General features: G+C 29.6%; 11 protein-coding genes and 3 tRNA genes. 6 read left to right on the top strand and 8 right to left on the bottom strand.

The window, feature by feature from the left end; all coding sequences use genetic code 11:
- The gene (locus tag CLV86_RS01815; protein ID WP_121048952.1) at positions 1-657 is read right to left on the bottom strand and encodes a TetR family transcriptional regulator C-terminal domain-containing protein; all 657 of its coding nucleotides are present in this window, start codon (positions 655-657) and stop codon (positions 1-3) included.
- A 236-nt stretch (positions 658-893) separates the two neighbouring features.
- Between CLV86_RS01815 and CLV86_RS01810 the strand changes: the two genes are divergently transcribed.
- Positions 894-1,736, top strand: a complete 843-nt coding sequence (locus CLV86_RS01810; RefSeq protein ID WP_170148503.1) for a DUF2911 domain-containing protein — start codon at positions 894-896, stop codon at positions 1,734-1,736.
- A gap of 62 nt (positions 1,737-1,798) precedes the next feature.
- Here CLV86_RS01810 and CLV86_RS01805 read toward each other — a convergent pair whose 3' ends face one another.
- The 7 genes from CLV86_RS01805 to CLV86_RS01775 all read right to left on the bottom strand — a co-directional run bounded on the left by CLV86_RS01805 (position 1,799) and on the right by CLV86_RS01775 (position 9,753).
- On the bottom strand, positions 1,799-1,999 hold the full coding sequence (locus CLV86_RS01805; RefSeq protein WP_076733111.1) for a helix-turn-helix transcriptional regulator: 201 nt from the start codon (positions 1,997-1,999) through the stop codon (positions 1,799-1,801).
- Positions 1,989-2,462: a hypothetical protein gene (locus CLV86_RS01800; protein WP_121048946.1), complete on the bottom strand. Its 474-nt coding sequence runs from the start codon at positions 2,460-2,462 to the stop codon at positions 1,989-1,991. The genes CLV86_RS01805 and CLV86_RS01800 overlap by 11 nt, the downstream gene beginning before the upstream one ends.
- A 231-nt stretch (positions 2,463-2,693) precedes the next feature.
- The gene (locus CLV86_RS01795) at positions 2,694-3,308 is read right to left on the bottom strand and encodes a MarC family protein (RefSeq protein WP_121048943.1); all 615 of its coding nucleotides are present in this window, start codon (positions 3,306-3,308) and stop codon (positions 2,694-2,696) included.
- A gap of 6 nt (positions 3,309-3,314) precedes the next feature.
- Positions 3,315-5,027 carry a sodium:solute symporter family protein gene (locus CLV86_RS01790; protein ID WP_121048940.1) on the bottom strand — a complete coding sequence of 571 codons (1,713 nt, stop codon included), beginning with the start codon at positions 5,025-5,027 and terminating at the stop codon, positions 3,315-3,317.
- A gap of 113 nt (positions 5,028-5,140) precedes the next feature.
- On the bottom strand, positions 5,141-7,669 hold the full coding sequence (locus CLV86_RS01785) for a PIG-L family deacetylase (protein WP_121048937.1): 2,529 nt from the start codon (positions 7,667-7,669) through the stop codon (positions 5,141-5,143).
- 141 nt (positions 7,670-7,810) lie between these two features.
- Positions 7,811-8,560 carry a C40 family peptidase gene (locus CLV86_RS01780; protein WP_121048935.1) on the bottom strand — a complete coding sequence of 250 codons (750 nt, stop codon included), beginning with the start codon at positions 8,558-8,560 and terminating at the stop codon, positions 7,811-7,813.
- 14 nt (positions 8,561-8,574) lie between these two features.
- Positions 8,575-9,753 (bottom strand): acetyl-CoA C-acyltransferase, encoded by a 1,179-nt coding sequence (locus CLV86_RS01775; protein WP_121048932.1) that lies wholly within the window; start codon positions 9,751-9,753, stop codon positions 8,575-8,577.
- Positions 9,754-9,889: 136 nt separating this feature from the next.
- Between CLV86_RS01775 and CLV86_RS01770 the strand changes: the two genes are divergently transcribed.
- The 5 genes from CLV86_RS01770 to CLV86_RS14200 all read left to right on the top strand — a co-directional run bounded on the left by CLV86_RS01770 (position 9,890) and on the right by CLV86_RS14200 (position 12,534).
- Positions 9,890-11,935 carry an HD family phosphohydrolase gene (locus CLV86_RS01770; RefSeq protein WP_121048929.1) on the top strand — a complete coding sequence of 682 codons (2,046 nt, stop codon included), beginning with the start codon at positions 9,890-9,892 and terminating at the stop codon, positions 11,933-11,935.
- 93 nt (positions 11,936-12,028) lie between these two features.
- A tRNA-Ser gene (locus CLV86_RS01765) sits at positions 12,029-12,117 on the top strand.
- A gap of 21 nt (positions 12,118-12,138) precedes the next feature.
- Positions 12,139-12,213 (top strand) — tRNA-Pro (locus tag CLV86_RS01760).
- A gap of 17 nt (positions 12,214-12,230) precedes the next feature.
- Positions 12,231-12,304: transfer RNA gene (locus CLV86_RS01755), tRNA-Arg, on the top strand.
- A 68-nt stretch (positions 12,305-12,372) separates the two neighbouring features.
- The gene (locus CLV86_RS14200) at positions 12,373-12,534 is read left to right on the top strand and encodes a hypothetical protein (protein ID WP_170148502.1); all 162 of its coding nucleotides are present in this window, start codon (positions 12,373-12,375) and stop codon (positions 12,532-12,534) included.
- Positions 12,535-12,655 lie beyond the last annotated feature (121 nt).

The following is a 12,655-nucleotide window of genomic DNA, read 5'->3' as shown; positions in this document are numbered from 1 at the left end:
TTAATTCATTTTTACTTTTTCTTTGAAAATAAATTTCCCGAAATCTATCAAGCTTTTTAAAGGAGCAATGTTTAAAACATCGAAGCTTGTGTTAACAGATTTTTCTATAAAAACATCTGTTTTTTCAAAACTTGCAGAAGTATCTTCTAACCAAAATTTTATTGTTAATAATAGTTGTAGCCATGCAGATTCTGTAAGTCCTTTATTTTGAATTTTATTTAATTTTTCTTCCTTTACATCTAATAATTCAATATCCAAATCATTAATATACTGTGTGAAACTAGATTTTAATACTGTTAATGCTTTAAAAGATTTTAAGCTGTTTTTATGTTTATTTAATGTATAAACAACATAGCTTCTGTTGGCGGTTAGGTTTTCAAAAAATGTAAAATAATAGCTTAATAATTTTTCTCTAGACTGAAAGCTAGAATACTCGTTACTTTTATGTAAGGCAGAAATAGTGTTATCATGAAACACTTTAAATATATGTTTTTCTATATTTTCAAACGATCCAAAAAACTCATAAAATTTAGATTCTTCAAAATTATTATGTTTTGCAAAACTATATACAGATTTTGGGTTTTGACCATGCTCTAAAACATAATCCATATAAAATGTTATTATGTTGTTTTTAGTTAAATTTTTCTTTTTCGCCATGAGATTATGTTTAATATCCATAAAGATACAAAATGTTTAATTGTTTTTTAATAAAGTTAAACAAAATTAACATCATATTATGAGTTGGTAAAAATAGCTGAGTGTTTTTTATTTTAAATTTTTAGTGTTTTGCAAAGATTTCTAACCTTATTTAAGTTTTTATTAACAACAGAAAAAAGCTGTAATTTGTAGATTTACACTAATAAAAAAATTAACACTAACACATTAAAAATATTATGAAAAATTTATTGATGATTGCCTTAGTATTTGTAGCATCATTTACTGCAAATGCTCAAATTGAGACACCGCAACCTAGTCCAGAAGCTAAAATAGAGCAGAAGGTAGGTTTAACAGATTTAACTTTAGAATTCTCAAGACCAAGCATGAGAGGTCGTGCTATTTTTGGAGATTTAGTTCCTTATGGTGAAATGTGGAGAACGGGAGCTAATAAAAACACTGTAATTACTTTTAGTGATGATGTAAAAATTGGAGGTAAAGAAGTGAAAGCAGGTTCTTATGCTGTTTTTACAAAACCAAATAAATCGTCATGGGATATTGTATTTTATACAGATACTAATAATTGGGGAACACCAAAAGCATGGGATGAAAATAAAGTTGCGGCAAAAGTAACTACAGACGTTATGAATATGCCTATGAAAATGGAAACATTTACTATGCTTTTTGATGATTTAACAAATAACTCTGCTGTTTTAGGTATATTATGGGAAGATGTTTTTGTTGGAGTTACAATAGAAGTACCTACTGCAGCAAAAGTTAAAGCAAATATTAATAAAGTGATGAATGGTCCTGGAGCTGCAGATTATTATGCTGCTGCACGTTACAATTTAGAATCTAACGGAGATATTAAACAAGCTGTAGTATGGATTGATAAGGCAATAGATATGAGTAAAGATGATCCTAAATTTTGGATGTTACGTCAACAATCTTTAATTCATGCAAAGGCAGGAAATAAAAAAGAAGCAATAAAAGCTGCAAAAGCATCTTTAAAACTTGCAGAAGAAGCTGATAATGCAGGTTATGTAAAAATGAATAAAGAGTTTCTTAAAGAATGGGAATAATTTGTTTTTTACAGTAAGTATATATTTAAAGCGCAATCGAAAGATTGCGCTTTTTTTTGTTTCTATTCATTATTCTCAAGTTGAAAAATGTCTTCAACTTTTACGTTAAATAATTCTGCTAATTTTAAAGCTAAAACTGTAGATGGAACGTATTTGTTTTTTTCCATTGCGTTTATGGTTTGTCTACTAACGCCTATTTTTTCAGCTAAAGCAGCTTGTGTTAAATCATGTATAGCACGCTGTACTTTTATATTATTCTTCATCACTATTAGATTTAAATTTTAAAAAATTAAAACGAATAATAAAGAAAATAATTGGTGTAAACATATTAAAAACTAACACGGTAAAAAATCTCATCTCATAAATAAAAATTGTAGCTATTAGCAACACTATATAATTAGTTATCATAGCCCATATAAAGGAATCTGCTCTAAGTTTAGATATAAATTCGTCTTCTACTTTTTCTTTAGAAAGTGCAATTATTAATCCTCCAGTAATAATAGCAATAGTAGCTAACTCGTTTGCAATACCGGTTTCGATAATTTTAAAGTAAGACATTGAATCATTTCCAAGAATACTGTTATTAAATAAAGAAAGCACTTTAAACTTTATGGGTTCATAATCATATCCTTTAAATAAAAGTAATAGACCAAAGAAAGTGCCTAGTATAAATAAAATCCAGCCTAATGGTTTAAGCTTGTTTGGTAATAAATAATTTGTGTTCATAATTGTTCAATTTTTGATTGATAAATTGATTACTCAAATGTAAAACAAACTTTACAAAAAGACAAGCTAATTTGATGAAAAGTTAAGTAAATAATACTATTTAAAATAAAAAACACTATCAGTTTGATAGTGTTTATATTATTACATGTTAAATAATACTAATAAAAATAGACCATTGGTAATGGTTTAATTTTAAGAGTTAAGTGTTTAATTAAATGTTTTTGCTCTCCATTATGTAGTTGCAGAAAAGTAGTCTGAAATTCCGCTTAAAATATTTTGAACCGCATATGCTGCTAGTATTAAGCCCATAATTTTACTAATAACAGTAATACCGTAATCTCCAATTTTTTCTTGTAATTTATTAGCAGCTAAAAGAATTAAACAAGTAATGCCTATAACAATTAAAACCAATAAAGTTGTTATGCTCTGTTGTAAAAAAGTATATAAGTGGTTATCTGTTAATAATACTACAGCCATAATTGCTCCTGGAGATGCAATAGATGGAATAGCTATTGGGAAAATAGTTACGTGTTTATAATCTGAAATACTATTTTTTTCTTGTTCAGGTTTTCCATCTCCAAAAATCATGGTTAACGCAAAAAGAAATAAAATAACTCCTCCAGAAATTTGAAAAGCATCTAAAGATACTTTCATTCCTTCTAAAATAAGTTGACCAATAACAATAAAAAAGAGAAGTATTAAAAATGCTATAACACAAGCTCTAATGGCTATTTTCTTTTTGTGTAAATTATCAAACTCCTTAGTGGCTTCCAAATAAACAGGTATTGATCCAATTGGGTCAATTACAGCAAAAATGAAAAAAATGGATGTTAAAATTTCTACCATATATTGTTATATATTCTTATAATTTATTTTGTTAAAATACTCATTTTTAGATTGTAATAAAAGTGCTATGGCTATAACAATTACACAACCTACAAAGTTTAACCATAAAAATGGCAGATTTATAATTTCGAATCTATTTAAAAGAAATAATGTAATTACAATAACTTGGGTTATTAAAGCTGCTGTAAATACGGCATTAGCTTTTACGTATTTAAAGAAAAAGGCTAATAAAAAGATGCCTAAAACATTACCATAAAATATAGAACCAATTATATTTACTAGCTGAATTAAATTTTCTGCTAAATTAGCTATACATGCTACGCCAATAGCTATTATTCCCCAAAGTAAGGTAAACCATCTTGAAGCTTTAAGCATTTGTAATTCTGTTTTATCACCAACTTTATGTTTATATAAATCTATTGTTGTAGTGCTCGCTAAGGCATTTAATTCGCTTGCAGTACTTGACATTGCTGCAGATAATATAACGGCTAATAATAAACCTATTAATCCTTTAGGAAGATTGTTTAATATAAAATGAATAAATACATAGTCCTTATCATTACTTTCAACTTTTATATTTTGCGCATCACCAGCTTTTTCAATTAATACTTTGGCTTTATTTCTTAAAACATCGTTTGCCTCATTAAAAGCAGCAATGTGTGTTTTGTTTTCATCGTTTTTAGTTGATAAAAAACGACTTATAGCAGTCTGTTTATTTTCGAATAATTTTTTTTGCTCTTCTTGTATAGCTTTATATTCTTCAGCATATTCAGAATTTAAAACGATTTCTGTTGCTGTAGGATTAAAATTAACAGGTGCTTGATTAAATTGATAAAATACAAATACCATAACACCAACAAACAAAATAAAAAATTGCATTGGTATTTTTAAAAGTCCGTTAAACATTAATCCTAACTGCATCTCTTTTACAGATTTTCCAGATAAATAACGTTGTACTTGACTTTGGTCTGTACCAAAATAAGAAAGCATTAAAAAAGTACCACCAATTAATCCTGTCCAAACGGTATATCTGTTATTTAAATCGAAAGAGAAATCAAGTACTTCCATTTTTCCGCTTGCACCTGCAATTTCAACAGCTTTTTTAAAAGTTATATCGTCTGGAAGTTGATTTAAAATTAATATAAATGCTATAACCATTCCTGTAAAAATTACAACCATTTGATGCTTTTGTGTAACATTTACAGCTTTTGTTCCACCCGAAACTGTGTAAATTATTACTAAAACACCAATTATTATATTTAGTAATAGTAAATTCCAGCCTAGTACTGCCGATAAAATTATGGCAGGAGCAAAGATGGTAATTCCTGCTGCTAAACCACGTTGTATTAAAAACAGAATTGCTGTAAGCGATCTTGTTTTTCTGTCGAATCTATTTTCTAAAAACTCGTATGCAGTATATACTTTAAGTCTATGGTATAACGGTATAAATACCATGCAAATAACAATCATGGCTATTGGTAAGCCAAAGTAGAATTGTACAAATCCCATACCGTCGTTAAAGGCTTGTCCTGGTGTAGATAAAAACGTAATAGCACTAGCTTGTGTTGCCATTACAGATAAACCTATAGTCCACCATTTAGACTGGTTTCCGCCTTTTAAATAATCTTCTACATTTTTACTTCCTCTGGTTTGAATAGTACCATAAATAACTATGGTTAATAATGTTCCTATTAAAACAATCCAATCTAATGTTTGCATGATTTAAAACGCTTTTGTGATGAAATAGAAAGCAATAATGTATGCAATGTTTGCTACAAGTATTAAAGTATAAAGTTTATTCCACTTATATTTTGGTTGCTTTTCTTTCATATTTAATTTTTTAATCCAGAGTTATTTGTAATGTTTTCTTTTCCTATACTTAACATATTAGCAAAAAGTCTATAAGCACCAGAAACTCCTGCTGGAAATTCTCTAAAAAAGCTTAAACCTGTGTAGATATAGTATCCTTTACCGTACTTTGCAACTAATAAGCTGCCTGTTTTTGGAGTTTCACCTTTATCGTGCATAGATAAAATTGGAGTAAACTCTTTAGCCCATTTATTTGGGAAATATAAACCTCGTTCTTGAGTCCAGCCTTTAAAATCTTGTTGGGTAATTTTATTAGGACTGTTTAAAACTTCATGATCAGGGTTTACAAAAGTAACTTCTGCAGACTCGTCTGTTACTCTGTCTCTAGATAATTCTAAAGTATACGGAGCAAGATTATCGACTTTAAGTCTATGGCTGGTATTATATTGCACGATCATGTTGCCACCATTTTTTACAAAATCAAATAGAATATCTTGTTTAAAATTTAGCTCTTCAATAGTATTATAAGCACGAATACCAATAACTACAGCATCAAACTGACTTAATTTTTGAGAAGAAATATCTTCTGGAGAAATAATAACTACATTATAACCAATTTGTGTTAAACTTTCTGGAACAACATCTCCAGCACCTTCAATATATGCAATGTTTTCTCCACGTTTTTTAATGTCTAACCGTACAATTTTACTTTCGCTTGGTAATAAAACTGTTTGATATGGGATATGGTCGTAATCAATTTCTATTAATTCTTTATTATATATTTTGTTTCCTATAGTAACTTTTGGAGATAGTGTACCCTCACTTTGGTATTTTGGAGGTATAACAGTAAATACTAATCTTTGTTCTTGGCCTTTATGTTTTATATTAATTTTTTGTTGTTTAGGAAAAACATTCCAATCTTCTGGATAATTAAGTTCTATAAAACCTTCTAAATTATCACGACTTGCTTTTACTATAACAGGTATTTCTTTTTGAGTATCATTCTCAAAAATGATTACTTTTTCGCTAATTTTTGCAGAAACCTCTGGTATTATTTCAAAAGGTTTATAGACTTCTCCTTTTACAGGATCATTAGTTTTGTAAACAATTGGTTTTGTATATGAAATAGGGGAACCTTCAATGTTTAAATTAAACTGAATAGTTGCTGTTCTTAAGGTTTCTGGTAGTCCAATCCATTTTTTGTTCTCAACTTTATACATACCTAATGTTCCTTTTTCTTCTAACCAATATGGAACGGAATAATTATCGTTGTTGGACACGTAAAAGTCTAGTTCAGTTTTTACAGAAAGATTGTTCTTTAAATTAATATTTTTTGAAATTGTTTTTTTATTGTCTGATTTGGAAATAGAAACTAATTCAATATTGGCATTACTTCTGTTAATAGTTTCAATATTTAACTTTGTTGTATTATTTAAAACACTTGAACTTTCTGTAGCAGCGGCTTCTAAATATAAGCCGCTACAAGCTGCAATTATTGTTTTTATTTCTTTTGTTTTAATGTTTCGCCAATGTTTATTTTCTAATTTTTTAATTAAATTATAAGCTTTTATTAGATTTTTAATTGATGCTGATGGGTTTGTAAAATCAAAATTTTCTTGAACTTGTTTTAAAATATCACCAATAGCTTTTCCTCCTTTAACTCTATTCCATGAGGTATCGATACCATCAAATACATTAGATTTATCTTTAGGCAAGTCTCCTTTAATTAATTCTATATATTCAATTTGTTCTCCACGAGTTCCAGTATTACCAAATCCTTGGGATTTATGCTGACTTCTACTAAGGGAAGCAATTTCTGTATTACTTAAACCTGAACTTGGGTAATAGGTACCAACATCAACATTTAATAGATTTGTTTTATCGGCAGCTTCAAATTTTTCTTTGCTACCATAAAACCACCAAGATGTATTATAAAATTCTCTTTTAGGTTGCCAAGTTCCGTATTCTTTTACTTGATTTGGGTAAACTGATGCATCGCCAGCCAAATCAAAAGCCTCATAACTTAGCATAGCAGAACTTGTGTGATGACCATGTGTTGTTCCTGGACTTCTATGATCGAATCTATTAATAATTATATCTGGTTTAAATTGACGGATAGCTAAAACGACATCGCTTAATACTTCATCTTTATTCCATATAGCTAAGGTTTCGTCTGGATGTTTAGAGTAGCCAAAATCATTAGCTCTTGTAAATCGTTGTTCACCACCATCTGTACGTCTTGCAGCTAATAACTCTTGAGTTCTAATAACACCTAAAAGCTCTCTAATTTCTGGTCCAATAAGGTTTTGTCCGCCATCACCACGTGTTAAAGATAAATAAGCAGTTCTTGCTTTTACATGGTTAGCCATGTAAGAAATTAAACGAGTATTCTCATCATCTGGATGTGCAGCCAAATAAAGTACAGATCCCAAAAAATTTAGTTTTTCTATGGCATCATATATTTCTGATGCATTTGGTTTATCGGGTTGTTGTGCTGTACTGTTAAATGATAATAAAAAAATAAATAGGAGAGAAGTAATGGTTTTTAACATTGTATTTTATTTGAATTTTCCTCGAGTTTATTGAGCATCTTCAAATATAAACAATCACTTTTTTAAAAAAGTATTTTAGGATTTCTTTAACGCTTTAAAAGAGTGTTAATAGCGGCTTTGTAAAAAAATAATTTATGTGTATTAAACAATCTTTTTTATTACTCGAAGTTTATGAGTATGCGTACGTTTATCTACATTATAAATACCAGAATGATCTAATCTATCTATTCTAACTTTTCCGTGTGCATGTATAATGTAATTATCTTTCATTATTATACCAACGTGTGTAATATTACCTTCAGCATTATCAAAAAAAGCTAAATCTCCTGGTTCGCTTTCTTCAATAAAACTTAGTGCTTCACCTTGAGTGGCTTGTTGTGAGGCATCACGTAGCAGCTTATAGCCATTCATTTTATAAACCATTTGGGTAAAGCCAGAACAGTCTATTCCAAAAGGTGTTTTTCCTCCCCAAAGATATGGCGTATTTAAATAGTTAAAAGCTGTAGTTATAAGATTATGTTTTTCTTTTTCACCTTCTGTAATGGTGCCATCAAATGTATGTTGTAAAAGCGATAATCCGTTTAATTGGGAGCCTAAAGGAATAGTGTATAACTGTTTGTTGTTATCTTCTACAAATTCAATTAAATCTGAAGATAATTTTGGTGTCTCTATAATTAAAGTATCGTAATCTTCTTTTGTAATTTCAAAAAACTGTTTGGTATCAATCCAACCTTCATATTTATCGAAAGCTAACCTGATTTTACACCAGGACTTTCGCATTTCTATAATTTTAAAAAGGTCACCATACAAAACTTGCGATACCAATTCACTGGTATCGCTAGCTTCTATTCTTAAAGGGACAATGCTTAGATTACAAATGCCGTATTGCATTAACTATAATTATTTTAATTTCTTTCAATAACTAAAGCAGAAGCACCACCACCACCATTACAAATAGCAGCAGCTCCAATTTTAGCATTATTTTGTTCTAAAACATTTAATAAAGTAATTAATATTCTTACACCTGAACAACCTAATGGGTGTCCTAAAGAAACGGCACCACCATTAACATTAACATTGCTATCGTTTAAGCCTAAAATTTTCATGTTGGCTAAACCAACAACAGAAAAAGCTTCGTTAAATTCAAAAAAATCAACATCTTTAATATTAACACCAGCTTTATTTAAAGCTTTTGGTAAGGCTTTAGCAGGAGCAGTTGTAAACCATTTTGGTTCGTGTGCAGCATCTGCATATCCTTTTATTGTTGCTAATGGTTTTAAGCCTAATTCGTTTGCTTTTTCTTTACTCATTAAAACCATAGCTCCAGCGCCATCGTTTATAGTAGAGGCATTGGCAGCTGTAACAGTTCCATCTTTTGTAAATGCAGGACGTAGAGATGGAATTTTATCCATTCTTACGTTTTTATATTCTTCATCTTCTGTTACTATTACATCGTCTCCACGTCTTTGTGGTACAGCAACAGGTACAATTTCATTATTAAATTTACCAGCTTCCCATGCAGCAGCAGAGCGCTTATAAGACTGTATTGCGTATGCATCTTGGTCTTCACGAGAAAACTCATACTCTGTAGCACAAGCATCTGCACAAACACCCATAGCGTTTTGGTCGTATACATCTACTAATCCGTCTTTTTGCATGCCATCTATTAAAGAAGCAGGACCAAATTTAGTAGCACTTCTTGCATGAAAATAATGAGGAATTAAACTCATATTTTCCATACCACCAGCAACTACAATTTCTGCATCTCCTAAAGCAATTGCTTGGGCAGCTTGCATAACCGTTTTCATTCCAGAAGCACAAACCTTATTAATTGTAGTACATGGCACAGTATCTGGAATACCAGCAAATATCGCAGCTTGTCTAGCAGGAGCTTGACCTGTACCTGCTTGTACAACATTACCCATTAAAACTTCTTGTACCAATTCTGGTTTTAAGTTAATTTTTTCTAATGCGCCTTTAATTGCAATAGCTCCTAATTTTGGAGCCGGAATTGTTGATAAGGCACCTAAAAAACTACCAATAGGTGTTCTTGCTGCCGATACAATAACTACTTCTTTATTCATTTTATGAGTCTTAATATTTGTGTGTTGCGAAAATAATCAAAATTTAGTAAAAATAAGACTGATATTTGCATTATCCCTAATATTGAAATCATAATTTACTACATTTGAATTTATAGAATAATCTCAATTTTTAAGAATGAAGGACTTAGTAAATAAATTTTATAAAAATCACGCTTTAGTTTATAAAGTACTTCTATTTATTGTTACTACATTTTTAATTGTTTATTTATTTCCAAAAAGTGGAAAGTTTAAGTATGATTTTGAAAAAGGAAAACCTTGGCAATCAGAAACATTATATGCGCCTTTTGATTTTGCAATTCAAAAAACACCTAAAGAATTAGAAGAAGAAAAAATTCAAATTGAAACTACAACAATAAAATATTTTAATCTTGATCCAGATATAAAGGGTAATGTTTTAAATAAATATTATAAAAGTTTTGATAAAGTTTTTCCGGATTCTATTTATACTTCAAAAAATGAAATTAAAAATTTTGGAAAAGATTTAATAGAAAAACTCTACGAATATGGAGTTACAAATGAAGATGAATTAATAGCAAATAAATCTACTGTAACTATTTTAAAAGATAGAGTAGAAGTTGGTAAAACCGATTTTTCAAATATTTATAGACAATCTCAAGTTAAGCCTAAAATAGACGAAGAAATAAAGAAAAATAATTTTGAAGAATATTCAAAACCTTTATCTATTCTATTTTTTAACATCATAGAGCCTAATTTAACATATAATAAAGCGCTATCAGACACAGCTTTGCAAGAACGCCTAAGTTCAATATCACACACAAGAGGAAGTATAGAAAAAGAAACCTTAATTATTTCTAAAGGAGAAATAGTAGAAGGTAATAAGTTTTTAATATTAAGTTCTTTAGAATCAGAATACGAGTCGCAAGTTTGGAACGAGTCAAATTACAATTTAATATTATTTGCTTACACTCTATTAGTTGCGTTAGCTTTATTAATGTTGTTATTGTTTTTAAGAAAATATAGGTTAGAAGTATTTAATAATAACACAAAAGTTACTTTTATATTTTTTAATATATTCTTGATGGTGTTGTTAACAACCTTAATTGTAAACTACGATTCAAAATACATTTATATTGTACCTCTTGCAATACTTCCTCTAGTTTTAAAAGCATTTTTTGATGCTCGTTTAGGCTTATTTACACATGTTATAACAGTACTTCTTTTAGGGTTTATTGTACCTAATAGTTATGAGTATATGTTTTTACAAATATTAGCAGGAATAGTAACCATTTTAACCGTTTCAGAACTTTACAAGCGCGCAAATTTATTTATATCTGTTGGACAAATAACTCTTGTATATATTATCGCCTATTTTGCATTTTTCCTTATTCATGAAGGAAGTATGGAAACTTTAAAATGGGATACCTTTGGTTTATTTGTACTATGCGGTTTAGCAACTTTATTTGTACAACCACTAATTTATATTTATGAAAAATTTTTCGGTTTAGTTTCAGATGTTTCATTATTAGAATTATCAGATACTAACTCAAAGCTTTTAAAAAAATTATCTAATGAGGCTCCTGGCACATTCCATCATTCTTTAAATGTCGCTAATTTAGCAGAAGCTGCTGCTAATGAAATTGGAGCAAATGCAATGTTAATTAGAGTAGGAGCATTGTATCATGATATAGGTAAAATGAAAAATCCAACCTATTTCACAGAAAATCAATCTTCAGGTCTTAATCCTCACGATGAGCTTTCACCTAAAGAAAGTGCAACAGTAATTATTGATCATGTTATTAAAGGTATTGAAATAGCAAAGAAAAATAATTTACCAGATCGTGTAATCGATTTTATAAGAACACATCATGGAGACAGCAGTGTTTATTATTTTTATATGAAAGAAAAAGCAAAAGACGAAAATGTTGATATTGCAGATTTCTCATATCCTGGCCCAAAACCATTTAGTAAAGAAACAGCAATACTAATGATGTGTGATAGTGTAGAAGCGGCTTCAAAAAGTTTAAAAGAGCCAACATCTACAAAAATCAACGATTTTGTAGAAAATATCCTAAATAAGCAAATGGACGATGGACAATTTCTAAATGCTAACATAACTTTTAAAGAAATTCAGGCAATAAAAAAAGTGCTAAAACGCAAGCTTGCAAATATTTACCATTTAAGAATAGAATATCCAGAATAATTTTTTAAAAAATTAAACAAAAATGTTGCGTTATATTAGATGTTATATTACATTTGCATCCGCAATTTATTGCAACGTTCATAAAAAATAATTGGAGAGGTGCCTGAGTGGCCGAAAGGAGCGGTTTGCTAAATCGTCGTACCTAGAAATAGGTACCCAGGGTTCGAATCCCTGTCTCTCCGCAATTAATAGATAATCATTTTCGGGGTGTAGCGTAGCCCGGTTATCGCGCCACGTTTGGGACGTGGAGGCCGCAGGTTCGAATCCTGCCACCCCGACTATTTTTAAATGCTAAGGGCTCTTAGCTCAGCTGGATAGAGCACCTCCCTTCTAAGGAGGCGGTCAAAGGTTCGAATCCTTTAGGGCTCACAGAATCCTTTTCATTAATTTGGAAAGGATTTCTTGTTTTATAACCTTTCTTAAAATAAAAACTTATTATGCCTAAAACAGGAAGTGCAAAGAACACAAAAAATAAAGCAAAGCATTCTAAGTTAATGAGCAAGAAAAAAAATAAACTTCGTAAAGAAAAGCTTTCTAGAAAACAAAAACTTAGAGATATTATTGAACGTGCTAAAAAAAGCACTAATGAAGAAGAATAGTGTTCTATTACATTAATAATATAATATGTTATGCTTTTAAATACAAAAACGGTTAAATATTAGTTAATCTCATTTCAAAACCCTTGCAATAGTTGTAAATTATAGTTCTAAAATTTAGCTA

Origin of the sequence: Lacinutrix venerupis (assembly GCF_003663945.1) — a bacterium.
Lineage (GTDB): Bacteria > Bacteroidota > Bacteroidia > Flavobacteriales > Flavobacteriaceae > Lacinutrix > Lacinutrix venerupis.
The sequence above is the reverse complement of the archived record's forward strand: the minus strand, read 5'-3'. Positions and strand labels throughout refer to the sequence as shown.